Source organism: Citrobacter sp. U14242, assembly GCF_046555775.1.
In the GTDB taxonomy this organism is placed as follows: Bacteria; Pseudomonadota; Gammaproteobacteria; order Enterobacterales; family Enterobacteriaceae; genus Citrobacter.
In genome coordinates this window covers 126,416-143,502 of record NZ_JBKGLW010000009.1, presented here as the reverse complement: position 1 = coordinate 143,502, position 17,087 = coordinate 126,416, and the positions used below count along the sequence as shown (strand labels likewise).

Genomic DNA, 17,087 nt, shown 5'->3' with positions numbered 1-17,087 from the left:
AAGGGCTAAAAGGTAATGCGCTATCATAAAAAAAGGCTGGATAGATATCCAGCCTCATTTGTCACTAACGTAACCTACCGCGCGCTAAATTCAACCTCGACTCACTCATTTGCATGGCGTTCTGGCTGACATGGCAGTGGGTAATGGCAATCGCCAGCGCATCCGCCGCATCCGCCTGAGGGTTAGCCTGGAGTTTGAGCAGCGTACGCACCATGTGCTGTACCTGGCTTTTTTCCGCGCTACCGATACCGACGACGGTCTGTTTAACCTGTCGGGCAGCGTACTCAAACACCGGAAGATCCTGATTGGTCGCAGCAACAATCGCTACGCCGCGCGCCTGTCCCAGTTTCAGCGCCGAATCGGCGTTTTTCGCCATAAAGACCTGCTCGATGGCAAAATAATCTGGCTGGAACTGGGTGATAATTTCCGTCACACCCGCGTATATCAATTTCAGGCGTGACGGGAGATCGTCAACTTTGGTGCGAATACAACCACTGCCGAGGTAGGTCAACTGTCTGCCGACCTGACGGATGACGCCATAACCGGTAATGCGCGACCCCGGGTCAATGCCGAGAATGATAGACATCACGCATCTCCTGTTATTTTATGGCTTAACCGCATCATTCTAACGTAGCGGCAACCTCATCGGAGATTTCGCCGTTGTGGTAAACTTCCTGCACGTCATCGCAATCTTCCAGCATATCGATCAGACGCATCAGTTTCGGCGCTGTTTCTGCATCCATATCCGCTTTGGTGGATGGGATCATAGAAACTTCAGCCGCGTCCGCTTTCAGACCTGCCGCTTCCAGTGCATCACGCACTTTACCCATCTCTTCCCACGCGGTGTAAACGTCAATCGCGCCGTCGTCGAAGGTTACAACGTCTTCAGCACCGGCTTCCAGTGCCGCTTCCATGATGGCGTCTTCGTCGCCTTGCTCAAAGGAGATCACGCCTTTCTTGCTGAACAGGTATGCAACGGAACCGTCGGTACCGAGGTTGCCGCCTGTTTTAGTGAATGCGTGACGCACTTCCGCAACGGTACGGTTACGGTTATCAGACAGACATTCAATCATCACGGCTGTACCGCCAGGACCGTAACCTTCATAGATGATGGTTTCCATGTTGGAATCTTCATCACCACCCACACCACGCGCAATCGCACGGTTCAGAGTGTCACGAGTCATGTTGTTTGCCAGCGCTTTATCAACAGCTGCACGCAGACGTGGGTTAGCATCCGGATCGCCACCACCCAATTTAGCCGCCGTCACCAGCTCACGAATGATTTTGGTGAAGATCTTACCGCGCTTAGCATCCTGCGCTGCTTTACGATGTCTGGTGTTGGCCCATTTACTATGACCTGCCATAAATAATCTCTCCAAAAAGCGCGCCTTCTCAGGCGACGTTAATTACAAACTCTTCAATCGCCTGCCGGTTACTCCACGACTTGGTTAACTGTGCAGCCTCGTGCGCATTAACCCAACGGTAGGTCAAATGTTCGGTGAACACGATCTCTCGTTCAGTGGGCAGAGCCAGGCAAAACCAGGACTCCGTATTACGTACAATTCCTGGCGCATAGCGATGACGTAAATGACTAAAAATCTCAAACTCCACCGTGCGCTGGCAATCAATTAAGGTCAGTTGCTCACGCGCAACATCAATGGCGACCTCTTCCTTTACTTCGCGCATAGCGGCTTGCGACGCGGTTTCACCCTCTTCAAGGCTGCCGGTGACCGACTGCCAAAAATCAGGATCGTCGCGCCGCTGTAACATCAGCACTCTCCCGGTGTCCTTTGCATAAATCACGACTAACACCGAGACAGGCTGTTTATATGCCATATCAGTTATTCTCGGCCTTCTTAACAACCTGAATGCTCAGTTCCGCCAGCGCAGCTTCGTTGGCAAAGCTCGGCGCTTCGGTCATCAGACACGCGGCAGCTGTCGTTTTCGGGAAAGCAATAACGTCACGGATGTTATCAGTACCGGTCAGCAGCATGGTTAGACGATCCAGACCAAACGCCAGGCCCGCGTGCGGCGGTGTACCGTATTTCAACGCGTCCAGCAGGAAGCCGAATTTCTCGCGCTGCTCTTGTTCGTTGATACCCAGAATACCGAATACGGTCTGTTGCATATCACCGTTATGGATACGTACTGAACCACCGCCTACTTCGTAGCCGTTGATAACCATATCGTACGCATTGGCAACCGCATCTTCCGGCGCAGCTTTCAGCTCAGCCGCCGTCATGTCTTTCGGCGAGGTGAACGGGTGGTGCATCGCGGTCAAACCGCCTTCACCATCGTCTTCAAACATTGGGAAGTCGATAACCCACAACGGCGCCCATTTGGATTCGTCGGTCAGGTTCAGGTCTTTACCCAGTTTCAGGCGCAGAGCCCCCATCGCGTCGGCAACCACTTTCTTATTGTCGGCACCGAAGAAGATCATATCGCCGTCTTGTGCGCCAGTACGTTCCAGAATAGCTTCAATGATTTCAGCATTCAGGAACTTGGCCACCGGGCTGGTTACCCCTTCCAGACCTTTCGCACGCTCGGTGACTTTGATGTATGCCAAACCTTTCGCGCCGTAGATCTTAATGAAGTTACCGTAATCGTCGATCTGCTTACGGCTAAGTGTAGCGCCGCCAGGTACGCGCAGAGCCGCTACACGCCCTTTCGCATCGTTAGCCGGACCAGAGAACACAGCGAACTCAACAGATTTCAGCAGATCAGCAACGTCCACCAGCTCCATCGGGTTACGCAGATCCGGCTTATCGGAACCGTAACGACGCTCAGCTTCAGCAAAGGTCATGATCGGGAAATCACCCAGATCCACACCTTTTACTTCCTGCCACAGATTACGCACCAGCGCTTCCATCACTTCACGCACCTGCGGTGCGGTCATGAAGGAGGTCTCAACATCGATCTGAGTAAATTCAGGCTGGCGGTCAGCACGTAAGTCTTCGTCACGGAAGCATTTTACGATCTGGTAGTAACGGTCGAAGCCAGACATCATCAGCAGTTGTTTGAACAACTGAGGAGACTGTGGCAGTGCGTAGAATTTACCTTTATGTACGCGAGACGGTACCAGGTAGTCACGCGCACCTTCTGGCGTCGCTTTCGTCAGCATCGGTGTTTCGATGTCGAGGAAGCCGTGGTCGTCCATGAAACGACGCACCAGGCTGGTAATTTTGGCACGCGTTTTCAAACGCTGCGCCATTTCAGGGCGACGCAGATCGAGGTAGCGATACTTCAGACGAGCTTCTTCAGTATTTACGTGGTTAGAGTCGAGCGGCAGTGAATCTGAACGGTTGATAATGACCAGATCGGATGCCAGCACTTCAATTTCGCCAGTCGCCATATCAGCGTTGACGTTTTTCGCGTCACGCGCACGCACGGTGCCCGTGACCTGAATGCAGAACTCATTACGCAGTTCGGAGGCCAGCTTTAACGCGTCCGCACGGTCCGGATCGAAAAATACCTGCACGATACCTTCGCGGTCGCGCATATCGATAAAGATCAGGCTACCAAGATCACGACGACGGTTGACCCAACCACACAGAGTCACCTGCTGCCCCTCGTGGGACAGACGTAGCTGTCCGCAATATTCTGTACGCATGAGATATCCCTTAACTTTGCCGCAGGCAGATTGTCACCTGCCCGGCAGATGACGAAGTCGCAGCTTTAGCTGAATGTCACAACTGAATGAAAAAAGGCGGCTATTATACTGGAAATTCTGCCGCACGATAAGAGCCTACTGGGATAGACTCTCAGTCCGGTACTGACTGTACGCGTGTTTCCTAAGCGGGTATTGCGTAATCTCACAAAAAATAACAAAAATTGTCGCCCCTTTCACACAGATTCGCGATTAAGGTGTAACGGAATTCTTTTTTTACTGGAGTCACCATGCTGGAACTGAATGCAAAAACAACCGCTCTGGTCGTCATCGATCTACAGGAAGGGATCCTGCCTTTCGCGGGTGGGCCTCATTCGGCAAACGACGTAGTCGCCCGCGCGGCACAACTGGCGGAAAAATTCCGTACTAACGGTTCACCGGTGGTGATGGTTCGCGTTGGCTGGTCTGCGGATTATGCCGAGGCGCTAAAACAACCGGTTGATGCCCCAACGCCAGCCAAAGCATTACCTGACAACTGGTGGGAATACCCACAAGCGCTGGGAAAATGTGCGACAGACCTGGAGGTCACCAAGCGCCAGTGGGGAGCATTCTACGGTACGGACCTGGAACTACAGTTGCGCCGTCGTGGTATCAACACCATCGTCCTTTGCGGGATCTCTACGAACATTGGCGTCGAATCCACCGCGCGTAACGCCTGGGAGCTGGGTTTTAGCCTGATCGTTGCCGAAGACGCCTGCAGTGCCGCCAGCGCCGACCAGCATCAGGGCAGCATGACGCATATTTTCCCACGCATTGCCCGCGTACGCCGCGTTGACGAGATCCTGCAAGCACTATGATCTATATCGGCTTACCCCAATGGTCACACCCGAAATGGATGCGTCTGGGGATCACCAGCCTTGAAGAGTATGCCCGCCACTTTAACTGCGTGACGCGGGTATTTTAAAAATCACTAAAGAACGCCCAAGAGCATGTGTTTTCTTTTGTGTATTCAATACATTAAAAAATAGTTTCGCATGAAATTCGGTAAACTTCATGTGTGCAATAATGTCCCATTCATGCCCCATAACAGCCATTTTTGTCCCATCCTTGCCCCATAAGTCGAACGTCCGCTGCCTATAACTTCTATACTATCTGTATGTTGTAAATTGGGAGGTTTCTATGTGTGGACGCTTTTCACAGTCAATGACGCGTGAAGACTATCTCGCTCTGCTTGCTGAAGAAGCAGAACGCGATATCCCTTACGATCCCGAACCAATCGGACGTTTTAACGTCGCGCCAGGCACCAAAGTTCTGCTTCTGAGCGAACGTGACGAGAAACTCCATCTTGATCCAGTTATCTGGGGATACGCCCCCGGGTGGTGGGATAAACCCCCACTAATTAACGCACGCTCTGAAACTGCGGCCACCAGCAGAATGTTTAAACCGCTCTGGCAGCATGGTCGTGCAATTTGTTTTGCTGATGGCTGGTATGAATGGAAAAAGGAAGGTGACAAAAAGCAGCCCTACTTCATTCATCGAGCCGATGGTCAGCCGATATTCATGGCAGCTATAGGCAGCACACCATTTGAACGTGGAGATGAAGCAGAAGGTTTCCTGATAGTTACAGCTGCAGCTGACAAAGGACTGGTTGATATTCACGACAGACGACCGTTGGTACTGCTACCGGAAGCCGCGCGCGAATGGATGAGGCAAGATGTTGGAGGGAAAGAAGCAGCGGAAATTGCAGCCGACGGTGTCGTGCCGGATGATAAATTTATATGGCACGCCGTAACGCGTGCCGTTGGGAATGTGAAAAATCAGGGGGCCGAACTAATAACGCCAATATGATTACATCACCGGACAATCATCAAACTCCGCGTTCCTGGCATCATTAATGATGTAAGTAACCACCCCGAATATAGCGGGTGCAGAACTGTAACTGTCATCATCTACTGGCAGTGCCTCCCTTCTCCCGTTCTCCAGATTTATCAGGTGGGGCTGAGGGTGAATTCTGTATCGCTTGATCCTGAATTCCCCGTCTATCGCACATATCAGCAGCGAGCCATCACAAGCAGTAAGTGACGCATCCACAACCAGCAGCGCTCCCTGGAGTATTCCTTCCCTGAAATGTGAACGCGATGCCCGCATGAAATAAGTCGCTGCGGGGTGTCTGATTAGCTGCTGATCGAGGGAGATTCGTGTTTCAACATAATCTGCCGCAGGTGATGGAAATCCCATGTTTACGCCCTCTCTTGAATACCGGATAAAAACACAGTATAAATACTGTATATACATCCAGTAAAGAGGCAATAAGCAATGTTCGTGGAACTCGTTTATGACAAAAGGAATTTTGATGGTCTGCCCGGTGCAAAAGATATCATTCTGGGCGAATTGAGTAAGAGGGTTCACCGGATTTTTCCGGATGCTGATGTCCGGGTTAAACCGATGATGACGCTGCCGGCGATCAACACTGACGCCAGCAAGCATGAGAAAGAACAGATAAGCCGGACAGTTCAGGAAATGTTTGAAGAGGCTGAGTTCTGGTTAATCAGTGAATAAAATTCTGTCCACTACAGCTTGATTGTAAAAACGTGCTGTAGCGGGATCATGACACACTGGGCATGTTAACTGGCCTGTTCCCCCGGAGGCGTAGGCCAGACAGGTTTTGACGTATCAACCCGCATCAAATCCAGCCGGTAGTCCTGCCAGTTTATCAGGTCGGCGGCCTCTTCAGCCGTCGCTTTGCCTGCATCGACCGCGTACTGCAGAGGTCCAATTCGATTGGTTGCCTCTGACAACAGTGACTGTTTTTTGGATTCAGCAAACCACCGCTGCTCTTCTTCAGTTAATTTCGGGACATAATCTGCGGATGGGATGATCACTGGCATCCCATCACTTCCCGGTCTGATTACGCCACCTATGTTCTGGGCGCTAATTAACTCAGTTCGGAGCGACTCAGCAATTTCGACCGCATCTGCAGGAAGAGTCTGGTTATCATCATAAAAACCGTTCTGGCTGGCACTGTAAAAAACTTTCATATTTATCTTCCTTCTGCTTTCCAGTGAAATCCAATGGCAGCAGCGACAGGGGTTGATCCTGCATTTGCCCCCGTCAGATATAAACGCACTCCGGTTGTTGTAGCGGTTCCTACAGACACGATGTAGTTTGCGGGTTGCTGAGATGTTGGCGTCGCCGTTACGGTGAGATTGTTAGTCGTGGTGAACGCTTTAGGGAATACGATATCGGCTATTCCGGAACTGTTCGCAGCGCCAGAGCCGTGCTGAAAAATATGCTGGCCATCACCTAAAGTCTGGTATTGAGGGAAACTTCCAAAACCAAGGTTTGAGAGAGCCTCTGCAATTGCTGCAGCTCCGTCTGCCTTAATATCTGCAAAAGGATGTGCACGGCTTAACAGCAGCGCCTTCAGGGCAGTAAGTAACTGGTTATGTTTTGATTTATCCAGATTAACGCCGGTTGCTTCTACAACTCCCGCCAGTTCTTCCTGCAACATATCAAAATAATCGTTATCAAGATCTGTGGCCGGGGTTCCTGTCTGGGGGTTACCTGCAGTAAAGCCGTTCTTGCCCGCGCCGAATTTATCTTTCTGCGCAGTAGGTGTGTCAATGCGATGCATAATGTCTCCGGTTACGGATATTTGAATATTACGTAGGTATGGGACGGGCACAGTTTATTGATAACGCACTCGGCAACAGTATCGCCCCAGTAACGAATGGGCGTTTCGCAATTGTCTGAGCAGGTCATCCAGGTGGCGTCCGTTGAAGCAGGCATATTTACCTGCCAGTAATAACGCCATTCAGTTGAATAGGTCGCATCCATACACGACGACGTACACTTGAAAGGTCCCTTGTTATAGCGCGTGATAGTGGCGCCGGGCTTCCCCATAGCGGTCAGTTGACGAAGATAGAAATCTTCGTTGATTCCTCCGGTAAGATTAACTTTTGCGTCCAGCCGTTGCTGTCGCAGCCGTACCGTCTGTGTTCCTGATGGTATGCATTCATCAGGCAGACCGCAGCACCGCTCCCATCGGTCAATAAGTTCTGTTGTGGTACGCGGATCAAGCTCCTGCATGAGTTCATCAGCACGCTGATGCACCCTGAGCAAAGAAGGCGCTACGCCACTTATTGCAACATCGTCAACTGACCATGCAGGTCCGGGTGGAAGCAGCGCACTCAGTAACTGGACATAATCATCATTACTCACGCCCACGTTATTACCCCCAGTACAGCCAGTTCATTTTTTGCAACTGGCGTATCAACTGTTGGAGAAAGTAGCTTATGGCTGTACTCACCGGCAGCTATAGAAATCGCCTCGTTTGTACGGGATAGCTCAAGCGTCCCTTCCGGATAGCCGTCACGCAGCAGAAATGAACGAAGCTCGGCCTCAACTGCGGCGCGTATTTCAGGAGTATCCGGGTTCAGGTCAATGGTGTAGTTGACCGTTTTTGGCGTCCCCTTAAATACATAGAGGTCTGAGCCCGCTACGGGTGCCAACGGTTCAATATGTGCCTGAGCCGCAGCAACTGTTGCATCATCAAGAATCGGGTTAATCAGGTCGCTACTGGCAATCATAACGCCAACCGTTCCCGTCCCCATCCAGTGCCGGTAAGTCCACGCGCGTGTTACGCCGGGCACTTCTTTTGCCCAGACAACATAATCTCCGTCAGCGCCGCCTTGCGGGGTCCAGTAGTAGCGTTCCAGGACACGGGCACGCCAGACATCAAGGTCTTCAATATCAAAACCGCCAGTGACCGTATCGGCCATGCCGCCGGAAGGAAGTCCATTAACCGGCGTAACCAGTGAGAGCGCCTCACCATCATCCATATTTCCGGTTATACCTGTCATGCTGCAGACAACGGGTACACGAAGCACGCCACCGGCACTTGTTGCGTCTGCCTGAACGATGTACTGGACGAGATCGTCACGCTGAATTACCGAGCCGGCGCTCACCTTCAGCCCGTTAGTTACGCCATCCCAGCGCATAAAACCTGATGCGGCCACGGCATCTTTTCTCGGGCATCGCTTCATAGCAGCATGCCGATAAAGCCATGACTCATCGCACAGGTCAGGCAGCATATTCATCGCCAGATAATCGATATAGCCATAAACCGTATGCAGCGCCCCCGCATAAACCTTGGCCCTGACATCTTCATCCATGCGGCGAAGCTCATCATTGATGTCAAGGCGTGCAAAAAGGTCTGTGCGGATCATGCTGATGTTTTCGGCCAATGTTGGCCGCTGAAATTCACTGTCCGCCATTGGTGATTACACTCCACAGATCGTTAAAAGAAATCGTTACCGGACCATCCCGTCGCCAGAGAACAATCTTATTCCCCAGTTCATTAATACCGGTTCGCTGGATATCAATGTCGATACGAGATACCACACCGTCATCCAGCATCCATTGAAGAGCTTCACGCAGATAGTTGCGCACGGTATTCACCAGGGCGTTCGTGAGCTTGCTCCGCTGGAGTAGCCACAATTTCGAACCATAACGGTCGTTCGCGACAACCGGCCAGGTATCGCCCCACCATCCCATCGGAACATCAGCGTTATCATCAGGATCGGCGCGGCGGTGGGTGAATAAAGAAATCACTACAGCGCGGGTGAGCGGATCAAGCTGAGAACCGGCGCTTACCCGTTTCCCATTTACCGTAAGCCAGAGTTCCATCACGCCCCCATTTGTTTATCAGGTGTATCGGTGTTATTGCCCTGCCCGTTTTCTCTGTGTTTATGCCCGTTATAAGCAACACGCATCGCCGACATTGTCTGGCCAGAAGTATCACAGAGGTCTTTGATCTGGCCCGTTGACTCAATATCCATTTCAAAGCGGGCTTTAGGCGAGTTTTTAAACGTAATCACCTTGCCACCACCATCAACAACAATCCCGGCGCGTGTCAGCGTGACTGACTGCCCCTGGTCATCGTAGAGAGCAACCTCCCCCGTTTTGAGCCCCTTCATGCGATAGCGACGATCAGACACGGTGATCGCAACGGCGTGAGAACGGTCACCATCAGGAAACAAAACAACAGCCTCAGCCCCCGCTTGTGCACGAGAAGTGAAGCCATAGGGTTCAAGGTGCTCAATACCCGCCTTTTGCTGCCCAGCCAGTAACTCAACATCTATCATCTGGCACTTGGAAGCTGCGTTGATACTCTTCACAACAGCGCGTCCAATGAGTCCCAGAACCTGTCTCTGAAGGCTTTGCATTACTCCCATTAGAACGGGTCCTCTTTGACTTTGCGTTTTTTAGCACGCTTCTGACTGCTCCCTTCGGGCTCAGGAAGATAGGCATCCGGCGGCCCGACGCGTAACTCTGTCAGGGTGCCGTTATTGTCTTTAGTGAATGAGACTTCAGAGATGAGGAGTTCGCGGTTGTTGAAGCCGCAGATCGGATCGAAAACAATAACCCGCTGGTTTGGCTGCCACAGAGAACCATCCCCCTGTCGCCAGCCCCACACCGTGTACGTGGTTTCATCGGTACGTGCAGCGCGTTGTCGCGCCTCGAATTCGGCGCGCGCAATGCAACTGGCGCCAGTCGACTGCCCTGTTTGTTGTACTGCCATAGGGCGGTAACGGCCAATTGAGGCATCTGTTGTTTTTGCACGAAGAGCCGTCGTGGTAGCAGCACCAAAATCATCATCATTTCCGGCGCGCTGACCAGAAACCTGATAAGTGGAAAAACGTTCACGAATACTTTTTTCGGTATCACAGGAAATAACGTTTTTTCCCAGCACCAGAGCTGTATGAGCGCGCGTGGTACCAATGCCGCCGATTACCAGCCTTCCACGCGGATCGTCGTAGGCCAGCGCCTGCTGCTGTCCAAGCATCTTGTTCAGGACTTCAATAACCGTTTCACCGTGGTCGGGTTGCACGCCGGGAATAACACCACCCGGCGCGCCAGCGTTTATCACCGCAATGCCAAAAGGTCTGGCAAGCGCCGAGGCAACCTGAACGAGTGATTGCCCATTGAATTGAGTCGGCTCAGCAGCACAATCAATAAGATCGGCGGTCAGACTACGCCCGCTAATTCCGACACTAATTGATCGCGCATCATAGCGAACCGGCGTTGCTTCAACCCAACCGGTAACCACCAGGTCAGCACCGATTAGAACTTCAACCTTGTCGCCATTTTTAACCCTGGGCTGAAGTGACGCAACACCATCACCACCGGGCCACTGGCGGGTAATCTCTACACTAAAATCTCGGGCCAAACGCTCAATCCCGCAACCAATACGAATTGACGTCCAGCCCCCCCACTCACGACCGTTAACACGGAGAGTCACGTTATCATTCATCGTACAGGAACCCTCAGCGGAGCTACCGGCACAAAGCCCGGGTGAGCCACAGCATTGCGCCTGACAATGTCAGACTCCCGTGAAGCGTTATCGAACCAGGTTGCCGCCAGAACCAGTGCAGGCGTTACCTCATCAGGCGTTCTGATAACGGTCTTTTGGGTCTGTATCAGGCGGTGTTTTATGTCGTTGTTAAGGTCAGACTTCACTCTGCGCAAAGCCAGAAACAAACGATCATCGGTCGTGCGGGATAGTTCTTTATCAATAGCAGTATTCAGCGTGTCACGGATATCGACCAGATCATCCCATGTAGGCACGTCGACAACTGTCGCTTCATCAGGAGCATTATTCAGCTCAGGATGAGTAACAGAAGGCCAGCCAGTGGACTGCTGGCTTTGCTCGCTTGTCGTGACAACCGGAGCAGGTAACGTCGTGACAGCATAAGCCGCTTCGCTTATTGCTGTTGTGCGAACCGCGCTGGCAACATAATTATTTTGCTGTTTCTGGCTCTGCGTCGTCTTGCTGTCCGTTTTCCATACGCCACGCGGTGCCAGATCACTCCCCATGGAGATACCTGAAAAGTTTTTAATCATTGTGAACAGGTCGCTGGCATTACCAGAGAGCCGATTCCCCGAACGCCACATTGCCTGCAACTGGTCAACGAAGCCTTTGCCTGAAGATGGCGGAGGGAGCAGAACAGAGATATCACCCTGCATTAGCCGTGCGGCGGCGGAAATACCAGAATCGACCATCGCCATTTTGTCAGAGACATAGCCAAGCATGCTGGTCGCATCCTCAATCACACCGTTCTGAACGAAATCAGGCATGCCGTCCATACCGAACTGGTCGAAGTTATCGCTAATACAGTCATCAAGGGCAGAACAGGAGGAAACAAGCGTATTGGCCGTTGCGGCCCCAGAAGTCGGATAAGTAAGTTCGCCTGCTTCAACGAACTGCAGATCAAAACGCACCATGCGTCCTTCACTTCTCGTCGTGCTGACACGAATCTCACCATCAACACACACATTGAGTTCACCAAACGTTGGGTGTACCAGTGTTCCCGGTCCCGGTTTATTCAGAGCCTCAATCAGTCGATCGCGCTGCTCAAAACAGTCATCACCGATGACATAGGCTGTAATATTTGGTTTGAATGTTACCTTACCGAGATCTTCGGTATACGGTTTATCCCTGTTTGGGTATTCGTGCGTTTCGACACGACGGCCTACTGTGGCTCCCTCGTCTTCAGTCTTAAATGAAACTCCGCGAAACGATGCTTCCACCAGCCGATCTTTCCACGTCATATAAACTCCAGGCATAAAAAACCCGCATCTAAGCGGGTTTTGCATTTGTATCTAAATTACTTAGATAAAAAAAGTGCGTTACTATAATTTTCTTTCTGGCTTTCGATAAATTTCTTAATATTTTCGTTGGAAAAATCTTTGATAAATGAACCTTTGACCATTGGTATTTCTTGTTTTTCCAACGTCAATGTAAACAAAGGTTGATATTCACTGGTATAACGAACAGCAGAAGTGATTTCCAGTTTAGCATCATCAATAACACCAAGGTTTTCTGCTGTTAGTTTCTCCTCATCTTTCGTTTTGTCTTTATTAATTGCCTTGAGTATCTCTGTAATTTTAGTGTCTAATTCGATTGCAAAATTATCTGGATTCCCTTCGGATATTAAAACCTGTTCACCTTCTTTGAAAATCAACTTTGCGCTGAGTAATTTTTGTTCTTTGTATATATCACCTAATTTTACAGCACCTCCTGCGAGAGGTATTACGTGTTCATTCTTAAATGAAATATTTTCAGAGATAATAAGTGCAGAAAAAACGACTGACACACCAATTATTGCACTTGCTATTATATGAGTTTTCATAATATCCCTATGTAATTTTCTAAAATTATTAGCTATGCGCACCATAGCAAGCTTAAAAATACATTGGTCTATCCGCTCATGCCAGTCTTTCCTATTCTTGTGTAACCCACATCATGATTTACATCTATACCCGATGACCGGGTGTCAGTAACGCGCATACCAGGCGGCGCATCTTTGAAGGATACTGTAATTTCTCCCTCGGCTTTCTTTTGCCCGGTTTGGTTTATTTGATACGGATTATATCCCTGGACAGGAACACCAGTACCATAGGCTCCATAACCACCAGCCCCCCACTGGGCAGCATTAGCAGCTGCTACCGTATCACTTGCACCATCAGTGAACCATTCAATAATAGGCTTAACCTTTGCCCACATGTCCTGAAACCACTGTACTATCGGCCCCCAGTTATTAACAACTGACCCCATCGGAGACCAGTCAAATGCCATTTTTGCCCACCGCATCCAGTCGGAAAATATTGGCTGTACAAATCCCCATAGCGTCTTGAAATATGGTCCAATGACGTCCCAGTTAGAAATGATGAGTCCCGCCGCCAGCGCTATACCCGTGGCTATCATGCCTATTGGCGTCATTGACATTATTCGGCTGACCATGCTGATAGCGCCACCTACCCCCATAAGACCTAGTTTGAGCACAGTCAACCCTGCTGCGAGGCCAACAACACCACGAATTACCCGAGGATTTTCATCAGCAAACGTGGTGAAACGCTCGCTCAGGTCGCCTAGCCATGTAACGATTTTTTTGGTATCAGAAGAGAATGCACCGCCGATAGCAGCCAGACCATTCATTGCTGTACCGGTCATCGCTTCCCAGAGGTTAGCAAGAGTACCGAGCTGCGCCCCAACACGTTTATTCAGGCTGGCCTGTTTATCCATTTTTTGCTGAATCTGATCGTAGCCTTCTTTACCTTTGTCGATGAGGGCATTCACTACCTGCAGAGTTTCCGCATCATCACCAAAAAGGTTTTTCAGTACTGAAGTCTTATCCGTATCAGTTAGTTTGCGCAGTTTTGCTAACTGGCTGAACATTTTATCCAGACCACCAAAGCCGCCCTTCCCGTCAGTAAAATCCAGCCGAATACCTTGTTTTTTTAGCGACTTATTTGTCGCTTTAACCTTTTTAAGATCAAGTCCTGACTGAATGACTTTTCTCAGGGCGTTACCAGATGACTCCCCCTGCATACCCATCTGGTCCATCATGACGCTGATCGGAGCAAGTCCCTGAGCGGCTTTCAATCCGTCCTTATTAACCATCTTCAGAACTGAGCTGGTTTTTGTGAAAAACGACAACATGTTGGTGTCGTCGACACCAAGGTAAAACGCTTTCTGGATGGTATCAAACAGCCCCATCATGTCATCTGATGCGGTCCCAGTTGCGTCCTGCATTTTTGCGGCGAATTCTGCCGCTGCTTCAGGTGTTTTTTTAAGCTGTACGGCAAGGTATGCAGTCGCTTTGCCTACCCCACCCAGAATGTTTTCTGCCGGAATACCCTGTCGAACAAGCATCTGCATCATGTTCTGAAAATCAGCAGTGGTGCCAGGTAACTGATTCCCAAGCCCAACAGCCAGTTTGTTTATTTTTTCAAAACTATTGCCGACTTCTCCGTTCGCCTGCATCATCGCGACCTTCAGCCCAGTAGCCGCATTCTCCTGATCCGCATAGGCTTTCAGCGATACAGTCAATCCAGCAGCCAAACCACCAGCCAGCGCTAATCCACCCTTTGAAGCTTCCTCTGCCTGGCGCTTGAAACCACGGATGTTTTTCTGCATCCGTGAAAGTGCTGGAGATAGCTTATCTACGCCAGTAATCAGAGCCTTAAGCTCAAATTCAGCCATTGCCTTTCTTCTCCTGCTCTATCCTGTTTGCCTGACTGACCAGCAGCGGAATCTCACTGATTGGCATTTTCAGCAATTCAAATGGATTAATGCGCCAGTAGCTGGCGCAGTCAAAAAAACGGTCAGTGAGATATTCGGCTGTCAGGCCTGGAGGAAAAAACCCGCAACCAGCCAGCCTGCGGTATTCAGGTCGCCAGGTTTCATCTGGTCAACCGTACTCAGGGGTACATTTGCCAGCCGTACAATATACTTCGCGATAATATGCGCCTGCAGTTTGATGGATTCGTCCTGATTCATCTGGTAGGGGTAACCAAGTTCACGAACGTCTTTACCCGTCGGTTCGTTAAACTCCAGCACGCTGATCGTTTCACCATGAGCGGTTACTGGATGCTCTAGCTCAAGTTCTTTCATTACTGGTAATCCCCTTCTTCACCGTGGAATTCAAGATCAGCCGTACCTTCTTCGGCGTTGTGGTTTGCCTCACCGTGTAGCCAGGCAGACGACAAGACATAAACCTGACCGTTTGCCAGTTCGGCTGTAATGGTCATCTGGTCTGAGGTAGTGACCTTGTTGACCGGAAAATCTTTCGGCACCTTGAAGGTGCCTTTGATATATGGCGCGCGGTGCGTTTCTTTACGATCCACCGAACCATCAAGGCCAATAACATCATCATTGACCTTAGTGTTCATCGGCACCTCAATACCGCCGGTCATGGATAATTGCTGACCATCAATTTTGAAATAACAAGTACCTGCAATGCGCGGCATTATGCGGACTCCTCTTGATACTGAAGGCGGAACTGGTTAACGACCGCAAACACTCGCAGCTGGTTAACGTAGTCAGGCGGGAACAGGGTGTTGATACGGTTTGGGTTTGTCGCGTCACGTTCAACCTTCAGGTATTGCTTGAACAGGTCGTAATTTTCTACGATCCCGGCGCGCTCCATCTGTCGGTAAGTCGCCAGCAATTCCCCTTTGATAACTGCCGGGGTAACAATCGCCTGACCAGGACCAAAGCGAGTGCCGTCGTTCGCCAGTTTATGGCGCCCATATTTACTGGTGATAACCGATTTCAGCCTGCGCAAGACATAAGCGCTGGTATGCAGCGTCTCGCTGTCGAGATAGCTGTTGTCTGCAACACCGTAGGCGTTTTTCTTGTACGTTGTAACGTCGCGCTGAATGCGCAGCGTGCCGCTTTCAACGTATGAGGTTGCAATCCCATGTGACAGCAGAGACTGCTGCTCGGTCATCGTGAAACGCTTTCCTTTTGGTGCTGGTAGCATGTCCACGAGCTCACCTGTCTGGGTTGGGCGCGCCGGATCGTTACGGATAAAGACGGCATTGCGCGCTGTTCGGCTGGCTGCAAGTTCGTCTGCTGGGGTCTGCGTTTCTTTCTCGTAACCCGCCACAGTGATGTGCTGTTGGTTAAGCTGATCACCGGCAGCAACCAGCTCAGAAAGCGTTCCGAGTTTCGCGGTATAAACGTGGCCATAAAGCTGGCGTGCGTAGCTCCAGCGACCGCTGGTATCGTTCATTTCGCTGACAAATGCATTCACCGAAGCCAAATCGCTGAACGGATGACCAATATAATCAAACGGCTCATCAGCCATAGCGGCAATAGCGCCATTGAGTACCGGAGCCCCCGTTCCGGCAGCGCCAGCAGCGACGGCTACCGCTATGCCTGCAGGCAACACTTCACCACCACCGTAACCGTAATAATTCAGAACGACAGGGATTTCATTCCCGCTCAGACCTTTGTGACGTGCTGTCAGCGTGACCACGCCAGCAGCAGACGAAGCGATAACCGGCAACATAGGATCAGCATTGATTGCATCTTTGATGCTTGATGCCACAGCCTCAACATCATCACCGCTTACAACTGCTGCCTGAATACGAGTACGCCCGACATAAACATTCACCGTGCCGCTCTCAGTTGCTGCGCCAGTTACGGTCAGGGTATACGTGGCCGCCACTCCTGCCGCTGGCTCAGGGACAGCAATGATGTAAAGCTCACCAAAAGGATCGGTTTTACGATACGCAGCAACCATGCGTGCAAGCTGACTACCGGGACCACAAATTTGCTTTGCGTAATCAGCGGACGGCATCAGCACCAGTGAATCAGGCTGAATTGACGCACCTGTATTCGCATGGCCCAGCAGCAATGATGGCGCTGACTCCTGACTTGTATTTGCCGCCGAATTATCCATCTCAGCATAAAACAGTGGCACCAGCGTATTTGCCGGGATAGTGCTGAAACTAACGGTCATTGGTTTCCACCTTTTTTTGTTTAACTTTGTTCACGCGCCTGATATCGCCAGCGGCTTCCCGGCGCAGCCAGTAGCTGCTTTCTTCAACATTTCGCCCTTCAACAGGCAAAAGGTCGCCTCGGGCAGGGTCATGTACTGACCGCCCTTTTAGGGGTTTTACAAACATG

The 17,087-nt window shown here is 50.8% G+C and carries 23 protein-coding genes and 1 pseudogene; 4 read left to right on the top strand and 20 right to left on the bottom strand.

Annotation, left to right across the window (positions count from 1 at the left end):
• Positions 1-64: 64 nt before the first annotated feature.
• From ruvC to aspS, 4 genes are read right to left on the bottom strand one after another with little or no spacing between them, the layout of a single operon-like run.
• Positions 65-586 (bottom strand): crossover junction endodeoxyribonuclease RuvC, encoded by a 522-nt coding sequence (gene ruvC, locus ACLJXE_RS16520; protein WP_410751411.1) that lies wholly within the window; start codon positions 584-586, stop codon positions 65-67.
• 34 nt (positions 587-620) lie between these two features.
• Entirely contained in the window at positions 621-1,364 is a 744-nt protein-coding gene (locus tag ACLJXE_RS16515; protein WP_003833836.1) for a YebC/PmpR family DNA-binding transcriptional regulator, read from the bottom strand.
• A gap of 28 nt (positions 1,365-1,392) precedes the next feature.
• Positions 1,393-1,836: a dihydroneopterin triphosphate diphosphatase gene (gene nudB, locus ACLJXE_RS16510; protein WP_286630841.1), complete on the bottom strand. Its 444-nt coding sequence runs from the start codon at positions 1,834-1,836 to the stop codon at positions 1,393-1,395.
• Position 1,837: 1 nt separating this feature from the next.
• Positions 1,838-3,610 (bottom strand): aspartate--tRNA ligase, encoded by a 1,773-nt coding sequence (gene aspS, locus ACLJXE_RS16505; protein ID WP_410751410.1) that lies wholly within the window; start codon positions 3,608-3,610, stop codon positions 1,838-1,840.
• 287 nt (positions 3,611-3,897) lie between these two features.
• On the opposite strand from aspS, the gene ACLJXE_RS16500 reads away from it, so the two are divergent.
• The 3 genes and pseudogenes from ACLJXE_RS16500 to ACLJXE_RS16490 all read left to right on the top strand — a co-directional run bounded on the left by ACLJXE_RS16500 (position 3,898) and on the right by ACLJXE_RS16490 (position 5,455).
• Positions 3,898-4,464 (top strand): hydrolase, encoded by a 567-nt coding sequence (locus ACLJXE_RS16500; protein WP_410751409.1) that lies wholly within the window; start codon positions 3,898-3,900, stop codon positions 4,462-4,464.
• A pseudogene (locus ACLJXE_RS16495) lies at positions 4,461-4,556 on the top strand (hypothetical protein); the annotation flags it as partial. The gene ACLJXE_RS16500 and the pseudogene ACLJXE_RS16495, both read left to right, overlap by 4 nt.
• A 230-nt stretch (positions 4,557-4,786) precedes the next feature.
• Complete coding sequence (locus ACLJXE_RS16490) at positions 4,787-5,455, top strand: SOS response-associated peptidase (protein ID WP_410751408.1); 669 nt, start codon at positions 4,787-4,789, stop codon at positions 5,453-5,455.
• Here ACLJXE_RS16490 and ACLJXE_RS16485 read toward each other — a convergent pair whose 3' ends face one another.
• Positions 5,456-5,902, bottom strand: coding sequence for a S24 family peptidase (locus ACLJXE_RS16485; protein WP_410751470.1), 447 nt, complete (start codon positions 5,900-5,902; stop codon positions 5,456-5,458).
• Between the two features lie 21 nt (positions 5,903-5,923).
• Here ACLJXE_RS16485 and ACLJXE_RS16480 point away from each other — a divergent pair, with 21 nt between their 5' ends.
• On the top strand, positions 5,924-6,166 hold the full coding sequence (locus ACLJXE_RS16480) for a DinI-like family protein (protein ID WP_199970023.1): 243 nt from the start codon (positions 5,924-5,926) through the stop codon (positions 6,164-6,166).
• A gap of 65 nt (positions 6,167-6,231) precedes the next feature.
• On the opposite strand, the gene ACLJXE_RS16475 is transcribed toward ACLJXE_RS16480, so the two are convergent.
• From ACLJXE_RS16475 to ACLJXE_RS16405, 15 genes are all read right to left on the bottom strand, one after another.
• Positions 6,232-6,645, bottom strand: coding sequence for a tail fiber assembly protein (locus tag ACLJXE_RS16475; protein WP_410751407.1), 414 nt, complete (start codon positions 6,643-6,645; stop codon positions 6,232-6,234).
• A 2-nt stretch (positions 6,646-6,647) separates the two neighbouring features.
• Positions 6,648-7,241, bottom strand: coding sequence for a hypothetical protein (locus ACLJXE_RS16470; protein WP_410751406.1), 594 nt, complete (start codon positions 7,239-7,241; stop codon positions 6,648-6,650).
• Positions 7,242-7,252: 11 nt separating this feature from the next.
• On the bottom strand, positions 7,253-7,834 hold the full coding sequence (locus ACLJXE_RS16465; protein WP_410751405.1) for a YmfQ family protein: 582 nt from the start codon (positions 7,832-7,834) through the stop codon (positions 7,253-7,255).
• Positions 7,825-8,883, bottom strand: coding sequence for a baseplate J/gp47 family protein (locus ACLJXE_RS16460; RefSeq protein WP_088582998.1), 1,059 nt, complete (start codon positions 8,881-8,883; stop codon positions 7,825-7,827). The genes ACLJXE_RS16465 and ACLJXE_RS16460 overlap by 10 nt, the downstream gene beginning before the upstream one ends.
• Positions 8,870-9,295 carry a phage GP46 family protein gene (locus ACLJXE_RS16455; protein ID WP_049015482.1) on the bottom strand — a complete coding sequence of 142 codons (426 nt, stop codon included), beginning with the start codon at positions 9,293-9,295 and terminating at the stop codon, positions 8,870-8,872. Before ACLJXE_RS16455 ends, ACLJXE_RS16460 begins: the two co-directional genes overlap by 14 nt.
• Positions 9,295-9,843 (bottom strand): phage baseplate assembly protein V, encoded by a 549-nt coding sequence (locus ACLJXE_RS16450; RefSeq protein ID WP_410751404.1) that lies wholly within the window; start codon positions 9,841-9,843, stop codon positions 9,295-9,297. Before ACLJXE_RS16450 ends, ACLJXE_RS16455 begins: the two co-directional genes overlap by 1 nt.
• The gene (locus tag ACLJXE_RS16445; protein ID WP_410751403.1) at positions 9,843-10,922 is read right to left on the bottom strand and encodes a phage baseplate assembly protein; all 1,080 of its coding nucleotides are present in this window, start codon (positions 10,920-10,922) and stop codon (positions 9,843-9,845) included. The genes ACLJXE_RS16450 and ACLJXE_RS16445 overlap by 1 nt, the downstream gene beginning before the upstream one ends.
• Positions 10,919-12,220 (bottom strand): DNA circularization protein, encoded by a 1,302-nt coding sequence (locus ACLJXE_RS16440; protein ID WP_410751402.1) that lies wholly within the window; start codon positions 12,218-12,220, stop codon positions 10,919-10,921. Before ACLJXE_RS16440 ends, ACLJXE_RS16445 begins: the two co-directional genes overlap by 4 nt.
• Positions 12,221-12,276: 56 nt before the next feature.
• Positions 12,277-12,801 carry a hypothetical protein gene (locus ACLJXE_RS16435; RefSeq protein WP_211941512.1) on the bottom strand — a complete coding sequence of 175 codons (525 nt, stop codon included), beginning with the start codon at positions 12,799-12,801 and terminating at the stop codon, positions 12,277-12,279.
• A 68-nt stretch (positions 12,802-12,869) separates the two neighbouring features.
• Entirely contained in the window at positions 12,870-14,654 is a 1,785-nt protein-coding gene (locus ACLJXE_RS16430; protein WP_410751401.1) for a phage tail tape measure protein, read from the bottom strand.
• Complete coding sequence (locus tag ACLJXE_RS16425) at positions 14,647-14,829, bottom strand: hypothetical protein (protein ID WP_317983869.1); 183 nt, start codon at positions 14,827-14,829, stop codon at positions 14,647-14,649. Before ACLJXE_RS16425 ends, ACLJXE_RS16430 begins: the two co-directional genes overlap by 8 nt.
• Complete coding sequence (locus ACLJXE_RS16420) at positions 14,796-15,065, bottom strand: phage tail assembly protein (RefSeq protein ID WP_410751400.1); 270 nt, start codon at positions 15,063-15,065, stop codon at positions 14,796-14,798. Before ACLJXE_RS16420 ends, ACLJXE_RS16425 begins: the two co-directional genes overlap by 34 nt.
• The gene (locus ACLJXE_RS16415; protein WP_001137307.1) at positions 15,065-15,421 is read right to left on the bottom strand and encodes a phage tail tube protein; all 357 of its coding nucleotides are present in this window, start codon (positions 15,419-15,421) and stop codon (positions 15,065-15,067) included. Before ACLJXE_RS16415 ends, ACLJXE_RS16420 begins: the two co-directional genes overlap by 1 nt.
• Positions 15,421-16,920 carry a phage tail sheath subtilisin-like domain-containing protein gene (locus ACLJXE_RS16410; protein WP_410751399.1) on the bottom strand — a complete coding sequence of 500 codons (1,500 nt, stop codon included), beginning with the start codon at positions 16,918-16,920 and terminating at the stop codon, positions 15,421-15,423. Before ACLJXE_RS16410 ends, ACLJXE_RS16415 begins: the two co-directional genes overlap by 1 nt.
• Positions 16,910-17,086 carry a DUF2635 domain-containing protein gene (locus ACLJXE_RS16405; protein WP_075847817.1) on the bottom strand — a complete coding sequence of 59 codons (177 nt, stop codon included), beginning with the start codon at positions 17,084-17,086 and terminating at the stop codon, positions 16,910-16,912. Before ACLJXE_RS16405 ends, ACLJXE_RS16410 begins: the two co-directional genes overlap by 11 nt.
• Position 17,087 lies beyond the last annotated feature (1 nt).